At 67.8% G+C, this 24,834-nt stretch carries 20 protein-coding genes and 2 rRNA genes (1 of these 22 cut by a window edge); 17 read left to right on the top strand and 5 right to left on the bottom strand.

Going from position 1 to position 24,834, the window contains the following annotated elements; all coding sequences use genetic code 11:
• From OHT21_RS26705 to OHT21_RS26750, 10 genes are all read left to right on the top strand, one after another.
• A 23S ribosomal RNA gene (locus tag OHT21_RS26705) occupies nt 1-2,936 on the top strand; it begins 189 nt to the left of the window's first position.
• A 91-nt stretch (nt 2,937-3,027) separates the two neighbouring features.
• Nucleotides 3,028-3,144: ribosomal RNA gene (gene rrf / locus OHT21_RS26710) — 5S ribosomal RNA — on the top strand.
• A gap of 61 nt (nt 3,145-3,205) precedes the next feature.
• Complete coding sequence (locus OHT21_RS26715) at nt 3,206-3,850, top strand: HAD family hydrolase (RefSeq protein WP_328770853.1); 645 nt, start codon at nt 3,206-3,208, stop codon at nt 3,848-3,850.
• A 140-nt stretch (nt 3,851-3,990) separates the two neighbouring features.
• Nucleotides 3,991-5,208: an MFS transporter gene (locus OHT21_RS26720; RefSeq protein ID WP_328770854.1), complete on the top strand. Its 1,218-nt coding sequence runs from the start codon at nt 3,991-3,993 to the stop codon at nt 5,206-5,208.
• On the top strand, nt 5,159-6,331 hold the full coding sequence (locus OHT21_RS26725) for an acetoin utilization protein AcuC (RefSeq protein ID WP_328770855.1): 1,173 nt from the start codon (nt 5,159-5,161) through the stop codon (nt 6,329-6,331). Before OHT21_RS26720 ends, OHT21_RS26725 begins: the two co-directional genes overlap by 50 nt.
• A 223-nt stretch (nt 6,332-6,554) precedes the next feature.
• Nucleotides 6,555-7,370: a phosphatase gene (locus tag OHT21_RS26730; protein WP_328774237.1), complete on the top strand. Its 816-nt coding sequence runs from the start codon at nt 6,555-6,557 to the stop codon at nt 7,368-7,370.
• A 129-nt stretch (nt 7,371-7,499) separates the two neighbouring features.
• Nucleotides 7,500-7,709 carry a helix-turn-helix domain-containing protein gene (locus OHT21_RS26735; protein ID WP_093781815.1) on the top strand — a complete coding sequence of 70 codons (210 nt, stop codon included), beginning with the start codon at nt 7,500-7,502 and terminating at the stop codon, nt 7,707-7,709.
• A 195-nt stretch (nt 7,710-7,904) separates the two neighbouring features.
• Nucleotides 7,905-8,003, top strand: a complete 99-nt coding sequence (locus OHT21_RS26740) for a 30S ribosomal protein bS22 (protein WP_003948845.1) — start codon at nt 7,905-7,907, stop codon at nt 8,001-8,003.
• A 419-nt stretch (nt 8,004-8,422) separates the two neighbouring features.
• Entirely contained in the window at nt 8,423-9,484 is a 1,062-nt protein-coding gene (locus OHT21_RS26745) for an NAD-dependent epimerase/dehydratase family protein (RefSeq protein WP_328770856.1), read from the top strand.
• Between the two features lie 14 nt (nt 9,485-9,498).
• A complete protein-coding gene (locus OHT21_RS26750) occupies nt 9,499-10,563 on the top strand; it encodes a lysophospholipid acyltransferase family protein (protein ID WP_328770857.1) in 1,065 nt (354 codons plus the stop codon).
• Nucleotides 10,564-10,803: 240 nt separating this feature from the next.
• Here the strand turns inward: OHT21_RS26750 and OHT21_RS26755 are convergent, their stop codons facing one another.
• The 3 genes from OHT21_RS26755 to OHT21_RS26765 form a co-directional block, all read right to left on the bottom strand.
• A complete protein-coding gene (locus tag OHT21_RS26755) occupies nt 10,804-12,048 on the bottom strand; it encodes a DUF5667 domain-containing protein (protein WP_328770858.1) in 1,245 nt (414 codons plus the stop codon).
• Nucleotides 12,049-12,314: 266 nt separating this feature from the next.
• Nucleotides 12,315-13,148 carry an ECF subfamily RNA polymerase sigma factor, BldN family gene (locus OHT21_RS26760; protein ID WP_328770859.1) on the bottom strand — a complete coding sequence of 278 codons (834 nt, stop codon included), beginning with the start codon at nt 13,146-13,148 and terminating at the stop codon, nt 12,315-12,317.
• A 347-nt stretch (nt 13,149-13,495) separates the two neighbouring features.
• Entirely contained in the window at nt 13,496-14,440 is a 945-nt protein-coding gene (locus OHT21_RS26765; RefSeq protein ID WP_328770860.1) for an HAD family hydrolase, read from the bottom strand.
• A gap of 175 nt (nt 14,441-14,615) precedes the next feature.
• Here OHT21_RS26765 and OHT21_RS26770 point away from each other — a divergent pair, with 175 nt between their 5' ends.
• The 5 genes from OHT21_RS26770 (at nt 14,616) to OHT21_RS26790 (ending at nt 20,392) form a co-directional block, all read left to right on the top strand.
• Nucleotides 14,616-14,915, top strand: coding sequence for a glutaredoxin family protein (locus OHT21_RS26770; RefSeq protein WP_328770861.1), 300 nt, complete (start codon nt 14,616-14,618; stop codon nt 14,913-14,915).
• Between the two features lie 317 nt (nt 14,916-15,232).
• Nucleotides 15,233-15,988 carry a redox-sensing transcriptional repressor Rex gene (locus OHT21_RS26775; RefSeq protein ID WP_328770862.1) on the top strand — a complete coding sequence of 252 codons (756 nt, stop codon included), beginning with the start codon at nt 15,233-15,235 and terminating at the stop codon, nt 15,986-15,988.
• Nucleotides 15,985-17,700 carry a glutamyl-tRNA reductase gene (locus tag OHT21_RS26780; RefSeq protein ID WP_328770863.1) on the top strand — a complete coding sequence of 572 codons (1,716 nt, stop codon included), beginning with the start codon at nt 15,985-15,987 and terminating at the stop codon, nt 17,698-17,700. The genes OHT21_RS26775 and OHT21_RS26780 overlap by 4 nt, the downstream gene beginning before the upstream one ends.
• Nucleotides 17,697-18,713 (top strand): hydroxymethylbilane synthase, encoded by a 1,017-nt coding sequence (gene hemC / locus OHT21_RS26785; protein ID WP_328770864.1) that lies wholly within the window; start codon nt 17,697-17,699, stop codon nt 18,711-18,713. Before OHT21_RS26780 ends, hemC begins: the two co-directional genes overlap by 4 nt.
• Nucleotides 18,710-20,392: a bifunctional uroporphyrinogen-III C-methyltransferase/uroporphyrinogen-III synthase gene (locus OHT21_RS26790; RefSeq protein WP_328770865.1), complete on the top strand. Its 1,683-nt coding sequence runs from the start codon at nt 18,710-18,712 to the stop codon at nt 20,390-20,392. The genes hemC and OHT21_RS26790 overlap by 4 nt, the downstream gene beginning before the upstream one ends.
• Nucleotides 20,393-20,689: 297 nt before the next feature.
• Here the strand turns inward: OHT21_RS26790 and OHT21_RS26795 are convergent, their stop codons facing one another.
• On the bottom strand, nt 20,690-22,084 hold the full coding sequence (locus OHT21_RS26795; RefSeq protein ID WP_328770866.1) for an FAD-binding oxidoreductase: 1,395 nt from the start codon (nt 22,082-22,084) through the stop codon (nt 20,690-20,692).
• Nucleotides 22,085-22,280: 196 nt separating this feature from the next.
• Between OHT21_RS26795 and hemB the strand changes: the two genes are divergently transcribed.
• Nucleotides 22,281-23,273, top strand: coding sequence for a porphobilinogen synthase (gene hemB, locus OHT21_RS26800; RefSeq protein WP_328770867.1), 993 nt, complete (start codon nt 22,281-22,283; stop codon nt 23,271-23,273).
• Nucleotides 23,274-23,457: 184 nt separating this feature from the next.
• Here hemB and OHT21_RS44770 read toward each other — a convergent pair whose 3' ends face one another.
• Nucleotides 23,458-23,772: a response regulator transcription factor gene (locus OHT21_RS44770; RefSeq protein ID WP_443050436.1), complete on the bottom strand. Its 315-nt coding sequence runs from the start codon at nt 23,770-23,772 to the stop codon at nt 23,458-23,460.
• 141 nt (nt 23,773-23,913) lie between these two features.
• Here OHT21_RS44770 and OHT21_RS26810 point away from each other — a divergent pair, with 141 nt between their 5' ends.
• The gene (locus OHT21_RS26810) at nt 23,914-24,816 is read left to right on the top strand and encodes an SAM-dependent methyltransferase (protein ID WP_328770868.1); all 903 of its coding nucleotides are present in this window, start codon (nt 23,914-23,916) and stop codon (nt 24,814-24,816) included.
• Nucleotides 24,817-24,834 lie beyond the last annotated feature (18 nt).

Below are 24,834 nucleotides of genomic sequence, written 5' to 3' on the forward strand. Positions count from 1 at the left end.
GGGAAGTGAAACATCTCAGTACCCGCAGGAAGAGAAAACAACCGTGATTCCGGGAGTAGTGGCGAGCGAAACCGGATGAGGCTAAACCGTATACGTGTGAGACCCGGCAGGGGTTGCGTGTACGGGGTTGTGGGATCTCTCTTTCACGGTCTGCCGGCCGTGAGACGAGTCAGAAATCGTTGATGTAGGCGAAGGACATGCGAAAGGTCCGGCGTAGAGGGTAAGACCCCCGTAGTCGAAACGTCAGCGACTCGTTGGAGAGACACCCAAGTAGCACGGGGCCCGAGAAATCCCGTGTGAATCTGGCGGGACCACCCGCTAAGCCTAAATATTCCCTGGTGACCGATAGCGGATAGTACCGTGAGGGAATGGTGAAAAGTACCCCGGGAGGGGAGTGAAATAGTACCTGAAACCGTGTGCCTACAAGCCGTGGGAGCGTCGCACATCAAGCTTGCTTGGTGTGTCGTGACTGCGTGCCTTTTGAAGAATGAGCCTGCGAGTTTGCGGTGTGTTGCGAGGTTAACCCGTGTGGGGGAGCCGTAGCGAAAGCGAGTCCGAACAGGGCGATTCAGTAGCGCGCTCAAGACCCGAAGCGGAGTGATCTAGCCATGGGCAGGCTGAAGCGCGGGTAAGACCGTGTGGAGGGCCGAACCCACCAGGGTTGAAAACCTGGGGGATGACCTGTGGTTAGGGGTGAAAGGCCAATCAAACTCCGTGATAGCTGGTTCTCCCCGAAATGCATTTAGGTGCAGCGTCGTGTGTTTCTTGCCGGAGGTAGAGCACTGGATAGGCGATGGGCCCTACCGGGTTACTGACCTTAGCCAAACTCCGAATGCCGGTAAGTGAGAGCGCGGCAGTGAGACTGTGGGGGATAAGCTCCATGGTCGAGAGGGAAACAGCCCAGAGCATCGACTAAGGCCCCTAAGCGTACGCTAAGTGGGAAAGGATGTGGAGTCGCAGAGACAACCAGGAGGTTGGCTTAGAAGCAGCCATCCTTGAAAGAGTGCGTAATAGCTCACTGGTCAAGTGATTCCGCGCCGACAATGTAGCGGGGCTCAAGCGTACCGCCGAAGTCGTGTCATTGCGATATATACCTCTAACGGGGATCGTGATGGGTAGGGGAGCGTCGTGTGCCGGGTGAAGCAGCCGCGGAAGCGAGTTGTGGACGGTTCACGAGTGAGAATGCAGGCATGAGTAGCGATTCACACGTGGGAAACGTGTGCGCCGATTGACTAAGGGTTCCTGGGTCAAGCTGATCTGCCCAGGGTAAGTCGGGACCTAAGGCGAGGCCGACAGGCGTAGTCGATGGAGAACCGGTTGATATTCCGGTACCCGCTGTGAAGCGTCAAACATCGAATCCAGTGATGCTAAGCCCGTGAAGCCGCCCTGATCTCTTCGGAGTTGAGGGGAGTGGTGGAGCCGGTGACCCGATCTGGTAGTAGGTGAGTGATGGGGTGACGCAGGAAGGTAGTCCAGCCCGGGCGGTGGTTGTCCCGGGGTAAGGGTGTAGCCCGAACGATAGGCAAATCCGTCGTTCACCAAGGGTGAGACCTGATGCCGAGCCGATTGTGGTGAAGTGGATGATCCTATGCTGTCGAGAAAAGCCTCTAGCGAGTTTTATGGCGGCCCGTACCCTAAACCGACTCAGGTGGTCAGGTAGAGAATACCGAGGCGTTCGGGTGAACTATGGTTAAGGAACTCGGCAAAATGCCCCCGTAACTTCGGGAGAAGGGGGCCATTCCTGGTGATCCGTTTTACACGGTGAGCTGGGGGTGGCCGCAGAGACCAGCGAGAAGCGACTGTTTACTAAAAACACAGGTCCGTGCGAAGCCGTAAGGCGAGGTATACGGACTGACGCCTGCCCGGTGCTGGAACGTTAAGGGGACCGGTTAGTGCGCTTTCGGGCGTGCGAAGCTGAGAACTTAAGCGCCAGTAAACGGCGGTGGTAACTATAACCATCCTAAGGTAGCGAAATTCCTTGTCGGGTAAGTTCCGACCTGCACGAATGGCGTAACGACTTCTCGACTGTCTCAACCATAGGCCCGGTGAAATTGCACTACGAGTAAAGATGCTCGTTTCGCGCAGCAGGACGGAAAGACCCCGGGACCTTTACTACAGTTTGATATTGGTGTTCGGTTCGGCTTGTGTAGGATAGCTGGGAGACTGTGAACTTCGCACGCCAGTGCGGGGGGAGTCGTCGTTGAAATACCAGTCTGGTCGTGCTGGATGTCTAACCCGGGTCCGTGATCCGGATCGGGGACAGTGTCTGATGGGTAGTTTAACTGGGGCGGTTGCCTCCTAAAGAGTAACGGAGGCGCCCAAAGGTTCCCTCAGCCTGGTTGGCAATCAGGTGGTGAGTGTAAGTGCACAAGGGAGCTTGACTGTGAGACCGACGGGTCGAGCAGGGACGAAAGTCGGGACTAGTGATCCGGCGGTGGCTTGTGGAAGCGCCGTCGCTCAACGGATAAAAGGTACCCCGGGGATAACAGGCTGATCTTCCCCAAGAGTCCATATCGACGGGATGGTTTGGCACCTCGATGTCGGCTCGTCGCATCCTGGGGCTGGAGTCGGTCCCAAGGGTTGGGCTGTTCGCCCATTAAAGCGGTACGCGAGCTGGGTTTAGAACGTCGTGAGACAGTTCGGTCCCTATCCGCTGTGCGCGTAGGAGTCTTGAGAAGGGCTGTCCCTAGTACGAGAGGACCGGGACGGACGAACCTCTGGTGTGCCAGTTGTTCTGCCAAGGGCATGGCTGGTTGGCTACGTTCGGGAGGGATAACCGCTGAAAGCATCTAAGCGGGAAGCCTGCTTCGAGATGAGGACTCCCACCCCCGTTGAGGGGTTAAGGCTCCCAGGAGACTACTGGGTTGATAGGCCAGATCTGGAAGGCGGGTAACCGCTGGAGGTGACTGGTACTAATAGGCCGAGGGCTTGTCCTCAGATGCTCGCGTCCACTGTGTTGGTTCTGAAACCACGAACAACCCCTGTCCTGGGCCACAGGACGGTTGCCGGTTGAGTGTTTCACAGTGTTTCGGTGGTCATAGCGTGAGGGAAACGCCCGGTTACATTCCGAACCCGGAAGCTAAGCCTTACAGCGCCGATGGTACTGCAGGGGGGACCCTGTGGGAGAGTAGGACACCGCCGAACAAATATTGAGAAAACCCCCTTACCTTCGGTAAGGGGGTTTTCTGCGTTTACAGTCTTTGTTATGCGCTATGACCTCGTCATTTTCGACAACGACGGTGTGCTCGTGGACAGCGAGCCGATTTCCAATAAGTTGCTCGCCGCCTATCTCACCGAGCTCGGGCACCCGACCTCGTACGAGGACTCCCTGCGGGACTACATGGGCGCCGCCATGCATCGCGTACACGATCTTGTGCTGGAACGGACCGGTCAGCGGTTGCCCGAGGACTTCGACGAGGTCTTCCATGGGCGTGTATTCGCCGCATTCGAGCGGGAGTTGGGGCCGGTCCCGGGGGCCGTAGAGGTGCTGGAGAAGCTGACCGCGGACGGGGTTGCTTACTGCGTGGCGTCCTCCGGGAGCCATGAGCGGATTCGGGTGGGGCATCGGGCGGCCGGGCTCGAGCGGTGGTTCGAGGACGCACGGATCTTCAGTTCGCAGGATGTGGGGCGGGGGAAGCCGGCGCCGGATCTGTTTCTGTACGCGGCCGAGCGGATGGGGGTCCGGCCGGAGCGGTGTGTGGTCGTCGAGGACAGTCCGCTCGGGGTGCGGGCTGCTGTCGCGGCGGGCATGGATGTGTACGGGTTCACGGCGATGACGCCCGCCGAGCGGCTCGCGGGCGCCACCGGACTCTTCGGCTCGATGCAGGAGCTGCCCGCGCTCCTCTCCTGAGGCTCCCTCCAGCGCGCAGCTCCCCAGCGATCCTGAAGCCCCTCAGTATCCGGATCCTCACGCCCGCTCCAGAAGATGAGCAAAATTCATCTTCCGATCTGTCTACCCACGAGTAAGCCGCACCCGTACGCTGATCCGCCATGACAGATGTGCTGCGGCGCGGCCGGGCCTCGTTGGCGTTCAGCTTCTTCGCTCAAGGTGTGGCCTTTGCGCTGCTGGTGACGCGGATCCCCGCGATCCAGGACCAGTACGGGATATCCGACGCCCTGCTGCCCGCCTTCCTCGCCGCCGTGCCGGTGCTCGCCGGTGTCGGCAGTGTCTGTACGGAGCAGCTGGTCAAGCGGGTGCGGCCCAGTCACGTACTGCGCTGGTCGCAGCCCGTCGTGCTGCTCGCGCTGCTCGGTGTCGGAGCAGGCGACGGGCTGTGGGAGATCGGCTTGTCGCTGGCCGCGTTCGGGCTGGCCGTCGGTGCGCTCGACGCGTCCATGAACATGCTCGGGGTCAGCCTTCAGCACGCGTACGGGCGCAGCATCATGCTCGGCTTCCACGCGGTGTACAGCCTGGGCGGGATCGTCGGGGCCTCGCTCGCGTGGGTGGGGGCGCACTGGGATCTGCACCTGTTCGTGTCGTATCTGCCGGTCGTCGTGGTGCTGTTGCCCGTCGCGTTGGTGGGGAGTCGGTGGTACGTCGACGGGGGCGGGCCCGGCGCTGAGGAGCCGAAGGAGGTGGCCGGGGCCCAACCCGTCGCCTTCAAGCTGTTGTTGCCGCTGTGTCTGGTGATGACCTTCGCGTACATCGGGGACTCGACCGTCTCCAACTGGAGCGCCAAGTATCTGGAGGACGTGCTGGGCAGTTCTGAGGAGCTGGCGACCGTGCCGTACAACGTCTACATGGTCACGACGCTGCTCGGGCGGGCCATCGGGGACCTCGGGGTGCGGCGGTTCGGGGCCGTGGCGGTCGTACGGCTGGGGTCGGTCGTCGCGGCCGTGGGGTTCGCGGTGGTGGCGGTGGCGCCCGGGGCGTGGGTCGGGATGCTCGGCTTTACGTTGCTGGGGCTCGGGTTGTGTGTGCTCGTACCGCAGACTTTCGCGGCGGCAGGGCGGCTGTTCCCGGGTGCTGCGGATGCTGCCATCGCGCGGCTGAATATCTTCAACTATGTGGGGTTCTTGATCGGTTCGCCCCTCGTGGGCGCCTTGGGCGATGCGTGGTCGTACCGGGGGGCGATGCTGGTGCCGATGGTGTTGGTGCTGGTGACACTTCTGTACGCCCGTTCGTTCGCTCCTCAACCGGACCGATACGGTGACGGGCATGAGCGGCCGCGCACAGCTGATGTGGGACGAGGCAGTAACGGGCTATGACTTCGGTCCGGATCACCCGATGGATCCGGTCCGGCTGGCGTTGACCCGGCGACTGGTCGATGCCTTCGGGCTCGATCGTGAGTTGGACGTGGTCGCGGCGAAGGCGGCCGGGGAGTCGACGCTGCGGCTCGTGCATCGCGCGGACTACGTCGAGGCGGTCAAGGCCGCTTCCGTGGATCCTCGGGCGGCGGACATGTCGTACGGCCTGGGGACCATGGACGATCCCGCCTTCGCCGGGATGCACGAGGTGTCCGCGCTGATCGCCGGGCAGTCGGTGGGGGCGGCCGAGGCGGTGTGGCGCGGGGACGTCTCGCACGCGGTGAACTTCGCGGGTGGGCTGCATCATGCGATGCCCGGCGGGGCGTCGGGGTTCTGCATCTACAACGACGCGTCGCTGGCGATCGCGCGGCTGCTGGAGCTGGGGGCCGAGCGGGTCGCGTACATCGATGTGGATGTGCATCACGGGGACGGGGTGCAGGCCGCGTTCTGGGAAGACCCGAGGGTGCTGACGATCTCGTTGCACGAGCATCCTCGGACGTTGTTTCCGCAGACCGGCTGGCCGGAGGAGACGGGGGCGGACTCCGCGGAGGGCTCCGCCGTGAATGTGGCGTTGCCGGCCGGGACGGGGGATGCGGGGTGGCTGCGGGCCTTTCACTCTGTGGTGCCGGAGTTGATCGCGGACTTCCGGCCGCAGGTGCTGGTGACTCAGCACGGGGCCGATACGCACTTCGAGGATCCGCTGGCTCATCTGGCCGTTTCGCTGGATGCGCAGCGGGCGGTGCAGGTCGCCTGTCATGAGCTGGCGCATGAGTATGCCGAGGGGCGGTGGGTCGCGCTCGGGGGCGGGGGGTACGCGGTGGTGGATGTGGTGCCGCGGTCCTGGACGCATCTGGTCGCCATCGCGGCGGGGCGGGAGGTCGCGCCCGAGGCGGGGATTCCTGAGGAGTGGCGGCAGGAAGTATTCGCTCGTACGCGGCAGTTGGCGCCGGCGCGGATGACGGATGGGCGGTGGCCGGTGGCCTGGAAGGCGTGGGAGGACGGGTACGATCCGGCCGACCGGCTTGACCAGGCGATCGTCGCGGCTCGGCGGGCCGTGTTTCCGCTGCGGGGGTTGTTGGCGTAGGAGTTTCCTTCCCCAAGCCCGCCCCTTCCCGAAGTTGGGGCTTCGCCCCAAGCCCTGGCAGGAGGCGGGCCGTGCTTTCTCGGCACCCGGTACTGGTCGCTGTGCCCACCCGTTCCGCCCTGCGGAACGATTGCCCACAGCAGGGGCCAGGGCAGTTACTCCGACCGTGCGGGCTTTCGGCGTTTTCGGCTTGCGCCAGTGGCACATGCGCCAGCATCGGAGTGTGTTGAGTGCTGGAGCGTTGCGTGCGCATTTGCTGGCCGCGCGGTTGGCCGGGCCTGTGGCGACCTCGCGGGAGCAGAGTCTGCGGAGTTATCGGCTCTTCGCGGCTCGCGACCCCCGCGTGCTGATCGGGCTCGACCCGGAATGGTCATGGAAACAGCCGGATTTGATTGCCTTGATGGCTGACAAGTGCGGAGTCTCAGCCGACCCACGGCACACCTCAGGTCGCGATGTGATCGATCCTGAGCGGACGTTGGCGGCTCTTGATGCCTTCGCGGAGCGGCTCCAGGTGGCCGCCCGTAACCGTTCCCCGGTGCTCCTGGGCACCGGCCACCCGCACCGACTGCTCGGTTTCTACGCCGCTCTCGCGGACGCCCTGTCGGCGGCGGGATGTGCCGTGCTCACCCCCGCGCAGGGTAGCTGTGTCGACATAACGACCCGGTTCGGTCTACGCACGCACAACCTTGACTACGTACAAGGTGTCGCGCTGGTACGCGAACCAGGGACTCAGGCCACCGGTTGTGCGACCGGCGCACACTCGCATTCACCGCTCCCGGTTCGACTGGCGTTGGCGGCCGCCGCGGAAGCCGGCGGGCCCCTCCCGGAACTCGTGATCGGAGACCACGGCTGGGTCTGCGGTGCAGGTCAGCTGGGGTTCGACGCCATAGGCCTTGGCGATACGGACGATCCGGCACTGTTCGTCGGGGAGGCGGAGGGGCGGGTGTCCGTCGCCGTTCCGCTTGATGACGCTGTGCGGTCTGCTTACTACCGGCCGCTTACTCGCTATGTACTCAATCGAGCGTGTCTGTCACAGTAGCTGCCAGATGGCATCCCCTCTTCCCCACTCGCATCACCCGCCCCTACATTGGGGAGTGAGCACGCAACGACGAAGTGTCACCGGAAGGGGAAGCCGGTGACCGTCGAGTGCGGAAGGTTCAGGTGTGTCATGGCTGCTGGCGAGAGGCCTCTGAACGAGGTTCAGTTCCTTACCGTGGCGGAAGTCGCCTCGGTGATGCGAGTGTCGAAGATGACCGTGTACCGACTGGTGCACAGCGGTCATCTGCCCGCGATCCGGGTCGGGAGGTCATTCCGAGTCCCGGAGCAAGCGGTTCACGAGTACCTTCGCGAGTCCTACGTGGGGGTGGAAACCGCCTGACGGCGACTCCGGTGGATGCCGGTGACGGCCCTCGTGGTCGTCCCCGGTTTCCCCCTGGATCACCTCGATTACAAGCTCGGAGCTCTGTCGGGGTAGGCTGGCCCCCCGTAGGTCGTGTGGGCCCCAATGCAGCCCCGCACCGAGTGATTGTCCCCGCTGTTGCGGGGGTTGTCCGAGAAGTGAGCGAGGGTAGTCGTGGGCTCTGTTATCAAGAAGCGGCGTAAGCGGATGGCGAAGAAGAAGCACCGCAAGCTGCTCAAGCGCACGCGCGTTCAGCGTCGCAACAAGAAGTAGGCAGTAGGTCGTAGGGCCATGAACCCGCCCCGGCGGATCCGCCCTCACGGCCGTGCCCACGGTGTTGCGCGCCGATGCGACAAGCAGGCGCTCTGTGGCCTCCCACTCATCGGTGGGAGGCCACAGCCATACCCGGTCGGCGCGGTGTGGTCGTACGACGTCGGATTGGCCGGGTCGTACGACATCGGCATGTTCGGGTCGTACGTCGCCGATCGCGTCCGGTGGAACGTCGTTGGCAGCGTCCGATGGGACGTCATTGGCTTGGTCTCGTCGTCTGTCCGCGTCCGTCGTGACTTCGTGCATCGGGTGGTCACCACAGCGCAACATCTACCCGCTAACGTGGGCCGCCACGGGGAACGCGGCAGAGTGCGAAGAGTACGAGCAGGAAGCCACCTAGGGCTGGAAGGAAGGCGCTGATCTTGGGGAAGATCGTGCTCGTGACCGGAGCGGCCCGGCAGCTCGGGGGCCGTTTCGTACGGCGGATCCAGCGTGACCCCGAGGTGGACCGGGTGGTCGCCGTCGACGCGGTCCAGCCCGAGCACCACCTGGGCGGAGCCGATTTCGTACGGGCCGACATAAGGCAGCCCACGATCGCGCGCCTGCTCGCCGAGTACTCCGTCGACACGGTCGTGCACATGGACGTCTCGGGCACCCCACTGGGCAGCGGCAGCCGGGCCTCGGTCAAGGAGACCAACGTCATCGGCACCATGCAGTTGCTCGGCGCGTGCCAGAAGTCCCCGGCGGTCAAGCGGCTGGTCGTGAAGTCCAGTACGAACGTGTACGGGTCGGCGCCCCGGGATCCGGCCGTGTTCACGGAGACGACGCCGCCCAAGTCGCTGCCCAGCGGCGGCTTCGCGAAGGACACGGTGGAGGTCGAGGGGTACGTACGCGGCTTCGCGCGGCGTCGGCCCGATGTGGCCGTGTGTGTGCTGAGGTTCGCGAACATCCTCGGGCCGAGCGCGGATTCGCCGCTGGCCGCGTACTTCTCGCTGCCCGTGCTGCCGACCGTGTTCGGCTATGACCCGCGGCTGCAGTTCGTGCACGAGGACGATGTGATCGACGTGCTGCGGATCGCCTCGCACGAGCCGGAGCGCGGGACGCTCAACAGCGGGACGTTCAACATCGCCGGCGACGGGGTCCTGCTGCTCTCGCAGTGCGCGCGCAGGCTCGGCCGGCCCACGGTTCCGCTGCTGCTGCCCGCGGTCAGCTGGGTGGGCACGGCAGTGCGTACGCTGGGTATGACGGACTTCTCGCCCGAGCAGCTGCGGCTGCTCACCCATGGCCGGGTCGTGGCGACCAAGCAGATGCGCGAGACGCTGGGTTTCCGGCCGAAGTACACGACCGCGGAGACCTTCGCGGACTTCGCACGCAGCCGCGGACCCGGACTCCTGCCGCCGGAAGCCCTTGCGGGGGCTGTCGACCGGATCGCCGGGCTGTCCCTCCTGGGCGGTGGCCACCCCCCGACGCAGAGCGCCAACTGAGGAGCGCATCAACGATGGCGGACGCCAAGGTCATTCCGTTCGACGACGACCGGTCCCGTGGGAGCGCCGTGCACCGGCCGGCGCGGCGCCGCGGTGCGGGGAGCCGGCTCAAGGGCGAGCCCGCGGGGGTACGTGAGGTCCAGCCCCTGCCTGGCCGAACGATTCTGCAGGATGATGTTCCTGTGACAGATGTGCCGGTGACGCCCGAGGAAACCGCATCCGAGCCGGAGCGGCAGGGCGGTGGTTGGGATCAGCGCATCGCGCATGGTCTGGCCTTCCTGCGGCGGCGGCTGACGGGCGACTACGAGGTCGACGACTTCGGTTACGACCAGGAGCTCACCGACCAGGTCCTGATGTCGATGCTGCGGCCGATTTACGAGAAGTACTTCCGCGTCGAAGTGAAGGGCATCGAGAACATCCCGTCCGACGGCGGGGCGCTGATCGTCGCCAACCACTCCGGGACGCTGCCGCTGGACGGCCTGATGATGCAGGTCGGGGTGCACGACAACCACCCCGACGGCCGCCATCTCCGCCTGCTGGCCGCCGACCTGGTCTTCATGCTGCCGGTGGTCAACGAGCTGGCCCGCAAGGCCGGTCACACGCTCGCCTGCGCGGAGGACGCGGAACGGCTGCTGCAGCGCGGCGAGTTGGTCGGCGTGATGCCGGAGGGCTTCAAGGGCATCGGCAAACCGTTCAGCGACCGCTACAAGCTCCAGCGCTTCGGCCGCGGCGGCTTCGTGTCGACGGCCCTCCGCCAGGGCACGCCGATCATCCCCTGCTCGATCGTCGGAGCGGAAGAGATCTACCCGATGATCGGCAACGCCAAGACGCTCGCCCGCGTCCTGGGCTTCCCGTACTTCCCGATCACGCCGACGTTCCCGCTGCTGGGCCCGTTGGGCGCGGTGCCGCTTCCGACGAAGTGGACGATCCAGTTCGGCGAGCCGATCCCGACGGACAGCTACCCGCCGGAGGCAGCCGAGGACCCGATGCTGATGTTCAACCTGACGGACCAAGTCAGGGAGCAGATCCAGCACACGCTCTACAAGTTGCTGGTACAGCGCAGGTCGGTCTTCTTCTGACGGTCGGCCCAGACGCGCCGGAGTCCGGTCGTCCGGAGCCGCCGGACGGAGTCCGGCGCAGCTGTCCGCAGTGCTCGATATGCCGCTACCGCGGTGTGGCTGCGAAGCAGTGCGAGGGCAGCAGACAGGAGGGGCCAAGCTGCTCGTGCAGCGGCGGTCGGTGTTTTTTCAAGAGGCCTGGATACGTCGGTGGGGGCGCCCTCTTCGAAGAGGGCGCCCCCACCGACGTATCAGCAGAAACTACTCCGTGTTCTCGTTCTCCACTCCCAGCCCCGGGAGGAGCCCCGGGAGCAGTGGCGGGACCGTGACGTCGGGCTTGGCCGATGGGGTGGTGTTGTCGGACGGGGTGGTGCTGGCGTCTGCCGTGGGCGGTTCCAGGAGGCCGCCCGTGTTGCCGCCCAGCAGGCCGTCGTCCTCCGTGTCCGAGGTGGACGGCTCGGGGTTGCCGCTGCTGGAGTTGCCGCCGCCGGGGGAGTTGCCGGTGGCGCTGGGGGCGGTCGGGCGGTCCTGGTCGGAGGAGTCGGCGGAGGACTCGCCGGAGCCCGGGCTGCGGCTGGTGCCCTCCCGCGAGGGGAGCTCCGGCAGCAGTGAGCGCAGCGGATCGACCTCCAGGTCTATGGCGTCGAAGACCGAGCTGACCTGTCGGCTGACGTCGCCGAGCTGCGCGGGCAGCCGGTCGCGCAGCTCGCCCCACCTGTCGCGGTGCGAATGGGAGAAGGCCGAGAGGGTCTGGATGGGAGCCAGCGAGTCGGGATCGCGCTCGTACGCCTCGTGCAGCAGCCGGTGGCCTTCCGAGGCGTCGTGGCGCATGCCGGACAGCGCACGGCGGATCTCGCCCATGGACTCGTGGTCGAGGGGCCCTGAGCGGTCGCGCTCGATCAGCCGGCGTGCCTCGCTCAGCCGCGTGGAGGCCTGGTCGAGGTAGAGCCGGCCGCGGTCGTTGTCGCCGTCGGCCATGCCTCGCTTGAGGTCCTCCATGCCGCGCTTGAGCCCGTAGAGCGAGTCACCGGGCAGGGCGTCGGAACTGGCGGCCGCGACGCCGCTGAACGCTCCCGCCGCCACCCCCACGGTGAGCCCGCCCGCGGCGAGCCCCTTGGAAAGCCGGGACCGCGGTCGCAGCTTTCCGAGGCCGGTCGCCCGGTGCGCACCCCGCCCCCGGTGCGCCCTCTGCCCCGGTACCGAAGGTTCCGCCGCGTCGCCCCCCGCGGCCGTGCCCTCCTGCAGCATGGCCTCCATCGCGGCCACCAGCTGGGCCCGCTGAACGACCTTGACCTCGGGGTCCATCGCCGGCTTGGGCAGCTCGCCGAGTCCGGTCGCCAGGGACAGCATCCGGCTCCGCTCGGACTGACCGGACTCGCCGGACGACTCCGTGGGTTCCGCCGCCGGACCTTCGGACTGCTCGGCCGCCGTGGCCCCGTCGGACTGCTCCTCCAGGGCCTGGGCGAAGGCGTTCGCCCGCCGGTGTGCCGATACGTTCGCGATCACTGGCGGCACCTCCTCTCGTCATGACGGTCGACTCCCCAGGGGGTCCTGAGGGTTGCACTCTCTGATCGGTTCCACACGATCGGGTGATCAGGGACGGCCAGAGGTGACCACAGGGAGCCTGTATCCCGCACAACGAGCCTCTCGGCACTTGGGTTACGGACTACGGATGATCGGACCGCGGGACCAACAGACGGCGACGAAGGGTGAGTTGAGCGTCGCAGAGGGTAAGGAGGTGTGCGGGGTGGGTGAGGCTGCGATACGGGTTCTCAGCGGGCGTCTTCGGGCAGGAGCCGGGCCAGCGTGCGCACGGCCCGGTACTGGAGGGTCTTGATCGCGCCCTCGTTCTTGCCCATCGCGCGAGCGGTCTCGGCGACCGAGAGGCCCTGGAGGAAGCGCAGGGTCACGCACTCCTGCTGCTGCGGGTTGAGGCGGCGTACGGCGTCCAGAAGTGCCGCGTTCGACAGGGACTCCAGGACGGAGTCCTCGGGGGAGCGCTCGACCTCGTTGGCGTCGAGCATCTCGCCGGTGGTCACTTCCAGGCGGAAGCGGCTCGACTTGAAGTGGTCGGCGACGAGGTTGCGGGCGATCGTGACCAGCCAGGCGCCGAAGTCGCGGCCCTGCCAGGTGAAGGTCCCGATGCGCCGCAGCGCCCGCAGAAAGGTCTCGCTCGTGAGGTCTTCCGCGGTCGCCTTGCCCCCCACGCGGTAGTAGATGTAGCGGTACACCGTGTCGCTGTACTGGTCGTAGAGGCGCCCGAAGGCCTCGGCCTCGCCGTCCTGGGCGCGTTCCACGAGGTCCATCATCCGGGCGCTGTCACTGTCCGCGGCCGGGCGGCGGGCGGTGGTGGTGGCCGACGCGCTCGTACGACCCCGTCTGCCCACGGCCCGCCCGTCGCCCGACCGCCGCCCCTCAACGACGGCGCTCCGCGCCGGCCCCCGTTCGATGCCCTCGGCCAGTGCATAGCACGGGCTGAGGGGCGCGGCGGAGACAGCGAGGGCGGGGACGGCGTACGCGGTGGGGACGAAGCCGCGCAGGTGGTCGAGGACCGCCGCGCGGAGCGTAGCCAGGCCCGAGGCGTCAACCCCGACGTGTGGGTACACGGGACTCCCAGAGGCAGAGCTTCCATCACGTGCAGTACCGGATGATTCACCCGTCGTAGCGACGTGTGAGGTCCGTCATGCGTCTGAGGAGAATAACGCTTCGTACAGGCAGTGCTACGCCCAGTTGCTCAAATCATCGATTCCGTCGCTTCTGTGACGTATCGGCGTCTGATCAAGTGCCACACAGTGACCGGTAGTTGATCGAATTGCTTCGCATTCCGGCCGAGCCCGGGGCGTGTTGTGGCCGTCTGTCGCCAACGGGACTGGCGGGGGCGGGGTGAGGGTAAGACAGCAGAATTGCCCGCGTGTTCGTACACGCGGGCAATTCCGGACGGTTGGGGCCGGTGTCAGCGGCGGCGGCGGTGCAGGGCGATCGCGGCCGCCGTGCCGCCCGCGACCGCGCCGACGCCGGCCGCCGCGGGGATGCCGACCTTCGCCGCCTTGCGGCCGGTGCGGTAGTCGCGCAGGCGCCAGTCGAGGGTGCGGGCGTGCTTACGGAGCTTGCTGTCGGGGTTGATCGCGTACGGGTGCCCGACCAACGAGAGCATCGGGATGTCGTTGTGCGAGTCGCTGTACGCGGCGCAGCGGCTCAGGTCCAGGCCCTCCGCCGCCGCCAACGCCCGTACTGCCTCCGCCTTCGCGGGGCCGTGCAGGGGTTCGCCGACGAGCTTGCCGGTGTAGACGCCGTCGATCGATTCGGCGACCGTGCCGAGGGCGCCGGTCAGGCCGAGGCGGCGGGCGATCACCGTGGCGATCTCGACGGGGGCGGCGGTGACGAGCCATACCTTCTGGCCCGCGTCGAGGTGGGCCTCGGCGAGGGCGCGGGTGCCGGGCCAGATGCGCTCGGCCATGTACTCGTCGTAGATCTCCTCGCCGATCGACATCAACTCGGCGACCCGGTGGCCCTTCACGATGGACAGCGCGGAGTCGCGCGCCTCCTGCATGTGCTCGGGGTCCTCGACACCGGCCAGCCGGAACCAGGCCTGCTGCCAGGCGAAGCGGTAGAGGTCGCGGGTCTCGAAGAATTTCCGCTTGTAGAGGCCGCGGCCGAAGTGGAACAGCGCGGCGCCCTGCATCACGGTGTTGTCGAGGTCGAAGAAGGCGGCGGCCTTGTCGTCGCCGAGGACCGGGAATTCCGGTTCCTCCGCGGCGGTTTCGGGCGTGGCTTCGTGCGCGAGTTCCTCCAGTTCCTGGGAGGACTTGCGCGCTGCCTCCGCCGAGGCCTCGCCTGCCAACACGCTCCGCGCCGTGGCGGAGCGCCTACGGGGAGTGAGCCATCCGAGAGCGGCCATGGCGTGAGCATAGCCAGTCTCAGCGTTACTTCCGGAGTCGGGAGGTTTGAAGGGTGTGAACTCTCCGCGACCGTGTCGTTACGGCTACGGGCCGTTTCTGACTTGTCGCGCACCGGTGATGACGCCGAATTGCGGGAAAGCCGCGCACCTGACGGGGTGCGGATGTCGGGTGAGAATGGCTCGTATGAGTCCCATCTTTCGGCGTACTGACCGCCGTACGGAGAAGAAGGCGCCGCACGAGCGGCTGGTCACGCTGATCGGGAAGCCCGACTGTCATCTGTGCGAGGACGCCGAGGTCGTGGTCGAGAAGGTCTGCGGGGAACTCGGTGTGCCCTGGGAGAAGAAGGACATCACGCGGGACGAGGAACTGCATCGCGCCTACTGGGAGCAGATCCCGGTGGTGCTGGTGGATGGTGTGCAGCACACGTTCTGGCGGGTGGACGAGGGAAGGTTGCGCAAAGCCCTCGCGGAGTGAGGACTGTGTGCGTAACCGAACCGTGGCCCTTCCGGGCACTCCAAGTGGTTCGCAAAGTCACTTAGGATCGGGTGCGGTTTGGCCTCGGGGGCGGGGAGCGTAGAGGAGTGTGTACGGCTTTGCCCCCTTCAAGCAGGGAACGAAGGCGCCTTTGCGCCGGTTCCATACGCATGTGGCGGAGTCGCGTGACCCCGGTCACGTTGGGCGGGCAAATCGGACACCATCTTTGTGCATGCATTCACAAAGACATAGCCTGCTGTCGACGGGGCGGTCGGACGCGTGACCGCCTGCAGCCCCGCTCTACCCGCAGGAGCACCGTGGCAACTGGCCGAACTCACCGACCGGCGACCCGCAGCCGAGGGATTCCCGAGGCCACCGTCGCCAGGCTTCCGCTGTACCTCCGTGCGCTGACCGCACTGTCGGAGCGCTCGGTACCCACGGTCTCCTCCGAGGAGCTCGCGGCCGCCGCGGGGGTCAACTCCGCGAAGCTGCGCAAGGACTTCTCTTACCTCGGCTCGTACGGGACGCGCGGTGTGGGTTACGACGTCGAGTACCTCGTCTACCAGATCTCCCGCGAGCTGGGCCTCACCCAGGACTGGCCGGTTGTGATCGTCGGTATCGGTAACCTCGGCGCGGCACTGGCCAATTACGGCGGCTTCGCCTCGCGCGGTTTCCGGGTCGCCGCTCTCATCGACGCCGATCCCGCCATGGCCGGGAAGCCCGTCGCCGGAATCCCCGTGCAGCACACCGACGACCTCGAGAAGATCATCAAGGACAACGGTGTGTCGATCGGCGTGATTGCCACCCCCGCCGGGGCGGCCCAGCAGGTCTGCGAGCGGCTCGTCGCCGCGGGTGTGACGTCCATCCTGAACTTCGCGCCGACCGTGCTCTCCGTGCCGGACGGCGTCGACGTACGCAAGGTCGATCTCTCCATCGAGCTGCAGATCCTCGCCTTCCACGAGCAGCGCAAGGCCGGCGAGGAAGCCGAGGCCGTGCTCGAGGCCGAGGCCGCGGCGGCGAAGGAGATCAGGGAAGGGCCGGACGGGGATGTCCCCGCCGTGATGCCGGCATGAGTCTTCTCGTCGTCGGGCTGAGTCACCGCAGCGCTCCGGTCAGCGTGCTGGAGCGGGCCGCGCTGTCCGCGGACGCGCAGATCAAGCTCCTCCAGGACACGATCGCCGCCGAGCCGGCCACCGAGGCCGCGGTGCTCGCCACCTGCAACCGGATCGAGCTGTACGCCGACGTGGACAAGTTCCACGCGGGCGTCGCCGAGCTCTCCACGCTGCTCGCGCAGCACAGCGGGGTCGGGCTCGAGGAACTCACGCCCTATCTGTACGTGCACTACGAGGACCGGGCGGTTCACCACCTGTTCTCCGTGGCCTGTGGTCTGGACTCGATGGTGATCGGCGAGGGCCAGATCCTCGGCCAGATCAAGGACGCGCTCGCCACCTCGCAGGAAGTGCACACGGCGGGGCGGCTGCTGAACGACCTGTTCCAGCAGGCGCTCAGGGTCGGCAAGCGCGCCCACTCCGAGACGGGCATAGACAGGGCCGGGCAGTCCCTGGTGACGTTCGGCCTGGAGCAGCTGACCTCGGGCGCGGACGTCCAGGCCTGGGCCGCCGGCAAGCGGGCCCTCGTGATCGGCGCGGGCTCCATGTCCTCGCTGGCCGCGGCGACGCTCGCGCGCGCCGGGGTGGCCGAAGTGGTCATCGCCAACCGCACGTTGGATCGCGCCGAGCGCCTCACCCAGATTCTGATGGACGGCGGCGATACGGACGTGGCGGCCCGCGCGGTACCGATGGAAGCGGTGCCGGCCGAGCTGACACGTGCCGATGTCGCGGTGTCCTGTACGGGTGCGACGGGGCTCGTGCTGACCGCCGACGCTGTCGCCGCGGCCGTCGAGGGCCGTACGGGAGCGCCCGCCGAGGAGCGCGCGGCCACCCCCCGTGTCGTACGCGAGGACCTGCCGCCCACCAGCGTCGGCACCGACGACGGCTGTCCGCTGGACCTGTCGCCCGTGCAGGGCGCCGCCGCCTTCTCCGTCATGGGAGAGGCCGCCGTGGCGGGCCTGGACGCGGCGGCCCTGGAGCAGCACGCGGCCTGGGTGGACAACGCGACGGTCGACCGCCGCCGCCGTGCACAAGACGCCCGTACGCCCGAGTCCGACGCCGCCGTCATCGCCGCGCTGGCCGCTACCGCGGCCGCCATCGGGCGGGTGCCCGAGCGTCGTAAGCCCGAGCCCGTCGTCGAGGCCCCGCGCCCGGTGCCCGTGCTCTCGCTGCTCGACCTCGCCATGCCGCGCGACATCGACGCGGCCGTGCACCGGCTGCTCGGCGTGCGGCTCGTGGACATCGAGTCGCTGGCCGAGGCCTCCGCCGACGTACCGATGGCGGCCGACGTGGACATGGTCCGGCGGATCGTGTCCGACGAGGTCGCCGCCTTCGGGGCCGCCCAGCGGGCCGCGCACATCACACCCACCGTCGTCGCGCTGCGCACCATGGCCGCCGATGTCGTCGCGAGCGAGATCGCGCGGCTCGACGGGCGGCTGCCCGGGCTCGACGAGAAGCAGCGGGGCGAGATCACCCAGACCGTGCGGCGCGTGGTGGACAAGTTGCTGCACGCGCCGACCGTACGGGTCAAGCAGCTCGCGGCCGAGCCCGGAGGCGCCGGGTACGCGGACGCACTGCGGACCCTGTTCGACCTGGACCAGGAGACGGTCGACTCCGTCTCACGGGCCACCGATGACATCAGCACCGAGAACGCCAAGAACCGAGGGCGAGCATGACTGAGCGGCGAACGGGGCCGGAGAGCGGCCCCCTGAGGCTGGGGACGAGGCGCAGCAAGCTCGCCATGGCCCAGTCCGGGCAGGTGGCTGACGCCGTGAGCCGGGTGACCGGGCGGTCCGTGGAGCTCGTCGAGATCACCACGTACGGCGACGTCTCGCGCGAGAACCTCGCGCAGATCGGCGGCACGGGCGTCTTCGTGACCGCGCTGCGCGAGGCGCTGCTGCGCGGCGAGGTCGACTTCGCCGTGCACTCCCTCAAGGACCTGCCGACCGCGCAGCCCGACGACCTCGCACTGGCCGCGGTGCCGGTACGCGAGGACGCGCGGGACGTGCTCGTCGCCCGCGACGGGCTGAGCTTCGCAGAGCTGCCGGACGGCGCTCGCGTGGGCACCGGTTCGCCGCGGCGCATGGCCCAGTTGAACGCGTACGCGCGCTGCCACGGGCTGACCATCGAGACGGTCGCGATCCGGGGGAACGTCGACACCCGGATCGGGTACGTCCGCAAGGGCGAGCTGGATGCCGTCGTACTGGCCGCCGCCGGGCTCAACCGGATCGGCCGGATCGACGAAGTGACCGAGTTCCTCTCGGTCGACATGGTTTTGCCCGCCCCCGGCCAGGGGGCGCTCGCGATCGAATGCGCCGCGAACAACGCGGACCTCGTCGCGGCGCTCGCCGCACTCGACGACCCGGTCACCCGGGCCGCCGTGACCGCCGAGCGGTCCCTGCTCGCCTCCCTGGAGGCCGGCTGCAGCGCACCTGTCGGTGCGTTGGCCGACCTTCCCCCACTCTCGGCTCCGCTCGAGCGGGGGGACCCCCAGGCCGACGGGCAGATTGTCAAGGAAATGCGCCTGCGCGGCGTCGTCGGCACGACCGACGGCTCGGCGCTGGTGCAGATGTCCACCACCGGTCCCGTGCCCGAGACGTACGACCAAGCAATGGCGCTCGGCCGTGAACTCGCTGCCGAGATGCTTGCCAAGGGCGCGGCCGGTCTGATGGGGGAGCGAGCACATTGAGCCCCACCACCCTTCCCGCCGGCCTGGAACACGGCTCCGTCACCTTCCTCGGTGCCGGACCCGGGGATCCGGGACTGCTCACACTGCGCGCCGTACAGGCGCTGGCGAACGCGGATGTCCTGATCGCCGAGCCCGAAGTGCTCGACGTCGTCCGTACGCACGCCAGACAAGGCGTGACCGTGCTGGACACGGAATCGGGCCCGGACACGCCTCAGCTGACGGTAGTTGACGGCGCGTCAACAACCGCTGGTGCCCCCGCGTCGAGGGACGCGGCCCATATTGTCATGGAGGCCGCACGCAGCGGCAGGCGGGTGGTACGTGCCGTCACCGGTGACCCCGGGCTCGACACCTGTGCCGCCCAGGAGATGCTGGCCTGCGCTGCCGCGGGCGTGCCCTTCGAGGTCGTCCCCGGTATCGCCGCGGCCGTCGGAGTGCCCGCGTACGCGGGTGTTCCGCTGCGCGACGCGCAGGGCGCGGACGTGCGGTTCGTGGACGCGGCCACGGCCTCCGAGCGGCTGTGGTCCGAGGTCGGCGCGTCCGACGGGACCGTCGTCGTCTCCTCGACCCTGGACTCCGTCGGCGCCGCCGCGAGCGAGCTGGTGGCCGCCGGACGCAAGCCCGATACGCCGCTGACCGTCACCATCGCCGGTACGACCACCCGGCAGCGGACCTGGTCCGCGACGCTCGGCACCATCGCGCAGACGCTGAAGCAGGCCAAGGTGCTGCCCTCGCCTGAAGGCGGGCGGCCGGTGATAGCCGTGGTCGGTGAGCATTCCGCCGCTGCCCAGCGTGAGCAGTTGTCGTGGTTCGAGTCCAAGCCGCTGTTCGGCTGGAAGGTTCTCGTGCCGCGTACGAAGGAGCAGGCGGCGTCGCTCTCCGACCAGTTGCGGTCCTACGGAGCCGTACCGCACGAGGTGCCGACGATCGCCGTCGAGCCGCCGCGGACGCCTCAGCAGATGGAGCGGGCGGTCAAGGGGCTCGTGACCGGGCGGTACGAGTGGATCGCCTTCACCTCGGTGAACGCGGTCAAGGCGGTGCGGGAGAAGTTCGAGGAGTACGGGCTTGATGCGCGCGCCTTCGCGGGCATCAAGGTCGCTGCGGTGGGGGAGCAGACGGCGAAGGCGCTCGTTGCCTTTGGTGTGAAGCCGGATCTGGTGCCTTCGGGGGAGCAGTCGGCTGCGGGGCTTCTTGAGGACTGGCCTCCGTACGACCCCGTCTTCGACCCGATCGACCGGGTGTTTCTGCCTCGGGCCGATATCGCCACGGAGACGTTGGTGGCGGGGCTGATTGAGCTGGGCTGGGAGGTTGACGACGTCACGGCGTACCGGACCGTGCGGGCGTCGCCTCCGCCTGCGGAGACTCGGGAGGCGATCAAGGGCGGTGGGTTCGATGCGGTGCTGTTCACGTCGTCGTCGACCGTGCGGAACCTGGTCGGGATTGCGGGTAAGCCGCATAACGTGACGGTGATCGCCTGTATTGGGCCGGCTACGGCGAAGACGGCTGAGGAGCATGGGCTGCGGGTTGACGTGATGGCTCCGGAGCCGTCTGTTCACAAGCTGGCGGAGGCGCTTGCGGAGTTTGGGTCGCGGCGGCGGGCTGCGGCTGTGGAGGCCGGGGGGCCGGTTACGCGGCCCAGTGAGCGGAGGCCGGGGGCTCGGCGGCGGCGGTCTACTACGTAGCCCCTCCGGGGGTTGCCGGTTTGACGCGGGGTGCCTCCGGCGGTTGGGCGGGTGCGGGTGCGTTGTGGTTGCTCGCGCAGTTCCCCGCGCCCCTTGGGGTGGCTGGGGTGCGTTGTGATGCTGCGGGTGCGTCGTGGTTTGTCGCGCAGTTCCCCGCGCCCCTGAGGGGGCTGGTGTGCGGTTTGACGCTGCGGGCCCGTCGTGGCTGGGCGCGCAGTTCCCCGCGCCCCTAAAGGGGCACTGAGCGCGGCGGAGCCGCAAATTGATACAGGCCCGCGCCCCTGGCGCGGCCCCCTCTTACGCTGCTGCCGGTGGCACCGTGTGGCCGAAGCGGAGGAGGTTTTCGGGGTCGTAGGTTTGCTTGGTTTGGCGTAGGTGGTCGTAGACCTCGGGGGTCCAGGCTCGGGAGCGGTCCAGGGTGTCGCCGGGGCGGCCGTGGAGGTTGACCATGGTCAGGCCTGTGCCGTAGGGGTACATCGCTGAGTGCAGGGCGGACGTGGCTGTCTCCGCTGCGGTGGCTATGCGGGAGTCGGGGATCACGGCTACCGAGGTCAGGACGTACTCGGCGTCTCGGGCGCAGATCGCGTCCTCGATTGCTGTGGGGCGGGACAGCTGGCCGCCCATGTGGCGGAGTTCGACCAGGAGGAGCGGGTAGTCGGGGGGCGCCGTCGGCCCTGCGTGGTCCAGGTAGGTGCGGATCGCGTCGGGGGGCAGGTCGCGTAGCAGGGTGCAGGATTCGCGGGCGGGGAGCGGGTCGTGCGGGTCCGCGTAGATGTCGTCCATGGACGTGTAGTCCATCTCCGCCACGGTGTCGACCGCCACCGGCGCGGCCTCGCGCATCGGGGCGATGAGGCGTTCGCCCTCGGCCGTGTCGCCGGTCCAGGCGATCGCTACGCGGGCCCAGAAGCCGCCGCGCAGGGGTTCCGGGATCTCCGGCAGGGGCGGGAGGCGAAGCAGGGTGAACGCCGAGCACATTTCGTTCGGGACTGTGCGGGTCCAGTCAGTCCAGGCGCGGAGCAGGGGCTCGGCGTGCTCGCCGGGGCAGTAGATTGCGCCGCCGAGGATGCGGGACAGCGGCAGCAGTTCGGTGACCATCGAGGTCACTACGCCTACGTTGCCCTTGCCGCCGCGCAGCGCCCAGAACAGCTCTGGCTCTTGCTCGGCGTTCGTCTCGCGCGGGGTTCCGTCGGCCGTGACGACCTCGAAGGAGCGTACGTAGTCGGCGGCGTACCCGTAGGCCCGGCCGAGCACGGGTAGGCCGCCGCCCAGCGTGTAGCCGACGGCGCCCGCGTCCGTGGACGAGCCGCTGAGCCCGGCGAGGCCGTGTGGCGCGCCCGCCTCCAGGGCGTGCCGCCACTTCGCTCCGGCGGCGATCGTCGCGGTGCGGTCACGGGGATCGATCCGTACGTCGGTCATGCGGGCGGTGTTGATCAACAGGCCGCTGTCGATGGGGAAGTTCGCGCCGTGCCCGGTGGCCTGGACGGCGACGGGGGTGCCCGTGGCGTGCGCCCAGCGCATCGCGGTCACCACGTCGTCGGCGCCGGTCGCCCCCACGACCAGGTCGGGGGTGTGCCGCGCGGCCAGGTTGAAGCCGGTGACCTCGTCGGCGTAGCCGGGGTCGTCGGGCCGTAGCACCGGGCCGTGGATGTCGGAGAGGGCGAAGAGGTCGGGGAGGTGATCGGCGGTGGTCATCGCGTCCTCCGGGGAGCGCCGGCGTACGGGCTGCGCGGTGAAGAGGCCCTTTCACCAGCTTGGACCCGCTGTATGGGGTTCGCATGCGGAGCTGGATCGCGGGCCGCGAGGAAGGCAACGGGGCCTGGATGCGGCCCCGTGATCCCCGACTCCGCGTCGGCAAAGGTGGTGCTGGGGCGGGCGTAGCGTAGAGGGCATGACGAAGTACGGATCCTTCCCCGGTACGCGGCCGCGGCGGCTGCGTACCACTCCCGCCATGCGCCGCATGGTCGCCGAAACCCGGCTGCACCCGGCCGACTTCATCCTCCCCGCGTTCGTCCGCGAAGGCGTCAGCGAGCCGGTGCCGATCGCCGCGATGCCCGGGGTCGTGCAGCACACGCGGGACAGCCTGAAGAAGGCGGCGTTGGAGGCTGTGGAGGCGGGGGTCTCCGGGATCATGCTGTTCGGCGTTCCGGAGGAGTCCAAGAAGGACGCCGTCGGGACGCCGGGGACCGACCCGGACGGGATCCTGCAGGTCGCCCTGCGTGACGTACGGGCCGAGGTCGGCGACGAGCTGCTCGTCATGTCCGACCTCTGCCTCGACGAGACGACGGATCACGGGCACTGCGGTGTCCTCGACGCACAGGGGCGCGTCGACAACGACGCAACGCTTGAGCGGTACGCGGAGATGGCCCAGGTGCAGGCCGACGCGGGTGCGCATGTGGTGGGGCCGAGCGGGATGATGGACGGTCAGATCGGTGTCGTCCGGGATGCGTTGGACCAGATCGGGCGGGAGGATGTCGCGATCCTCGCCTATACCGCGAAGTATTCGTCCGCCTTCTACGGGCCGTTCAGGGAGGCGGTCGCCTCGTCGCTGAAGGGTGACCGCAAGACGTATCAGCAGGATCCGGCCAACGTACGGGAATCCATGCGGGAGTTGGCGCTCGACCTGGAGGAGGGCGCCGACATGGTGATGGTCAAGCCGGCGGGGCCTTACCTGGACATTCTTGCGCGGGTCGCGGACTCGGTGGATGTGCCGGTGGCCGCGTACCAGATCTCCGGGGAGTACTCGATGGTCGAGGCTGCGGCGGAGAAGGGGTGGGTTGATCGGGATCGGGCGATTCTGGAGACGCTGACGGGGATCAAGCGGGCGGGGGCCCAGAACGTTCTGACGTACTGGGCGACGGAGGTTGCGCAGAAGTTGCGGTAGCGCGGTGGCGCTCCGCTGGGTGTGCGGTTCGGAGAGCTCGGTTGGTTCTGTGGGTTGACGGCTGCGAGTGCGTGGCTGGTCGCGCCCACGCGGCGGAGCCGCAAATCAATACAGCCCGGCGCCCCTTGAAGCAAAGCCTGCGGCCTCCTTCAGGGGCGCGGTAGCGTGCCGGCCCCGCCCGCCGCTACAGCCAGTCGTGTTCGCGTGCGTAGCGTGCTGCTTCGTGGCGGGTTCGGGTCTGGGTTTTCTGCATGGCGTTCGAGAGGTAGTTGCGTACGGTGCCTTCCGCCAGGTGGAGGCGGGTGGCGATGTCGGCGACGGAGTACCCGCTGTCGCCGCGCCGCGCCGCGTCGGCGTGCGTGAGCCGTCCCGGTCGCCCCTGCCAGGCGCGACCGGGACGGCCGTGCGCCGCGTTGAAGGGCTGTCCGCCGCAGCCCGCCGAGCAGCAGGCCGCGCCAGAAGCAGTCGTACTCGCGAAACCCGTGACCCTACGCGACATTCACGGCTCGAGCGCGGGTCCACCGGAACCCCGCCCAAGCCGAGCGCAGCGGTCGGGCACCATCAAGTCCCCCCAGGAGTTAGCTTGTTGCTGATTTGGTGAGTGAGCTGATGGTTGATGACGTGAAGAGGGAAGGTCTCCATGAGTGGTGATGCTCTCAGCCAGGATCCTGCCGAGCTGAGGAAGAGGATCGACACGACCAAGGCGCATCCGGCGCGCGTCTATGACGTCTTCCTCGGGGGCAAGGACAACTACCCGACCGACCGCGCCGCGGCGGCTGCGGCACTCGCGGCCAATCCGCGTGGGTACCTCGATGTGCGGCACAACCGGGACTTCATGCGGCGGGCCGTGACCCGGCTGGCCCGGGAGGAGGGGATCCGGCAGTTCCTCGACATCGGTACGGGGCTGCCGACCGGCGAGAACGTCCATCAGATCGCCCAGCGGATCATCCCCGAGTCGCGGATCGTGTACGTCGACAACGACCCGGTGGTACTCGCCCACGCGCGCGCCCTGCTCACCAGCGGCCCCGAGGGCAGGACCGACTACATCGACGCGGACTTCAGGAACCCCGCGCAGATCCTCGAACTGGCCGCGAAAACCCTGGACTTCGACGAGCCGGTCGCGCTCGCGCTGGTCGCGATTCTGCACTTTGTCGAGGACGAGGACGCGTACCCCGTTGTACGAGGGCTGATGGACGCGCTGCCCTCCGGAAGCCGTCTCGTGCTCAGCCATATCACCGAGGACCTCAACGCGGAGAGCATCCGCGCGGTGCAACGGACGTACACGGAGCGCGGGTTCACGTTCGTGCTCCGCGCCAAGGACGAGGTCGAGCGCTTCTTCACCGAGACGCCGGGCGTCCAGCTCGACGAGCCCGGTGTCGTCCCCGTCCACCACTGGCACCCGAGCCCGGCACCCGCCCCCGAAACCATCGACCCGGCCGACTTCGAGAACCTCGACGACATCGAGAAGATCCGTTATCGGGACATCAACGACGTCACCGATGCCGACATCAATGTCTACGGGGCGGCCGGCCGCAAGGCATAACCACAGGTGAGCCCGGCC

It is taken from the genome of Streptomyces sp. NBC_00286 (assembly GCF_036173125.1).
GTDB lineage: Bacteria > Actinomycetota > Actinomycetes > Streptomycetales > Streptomycetaceae > Streptomyces.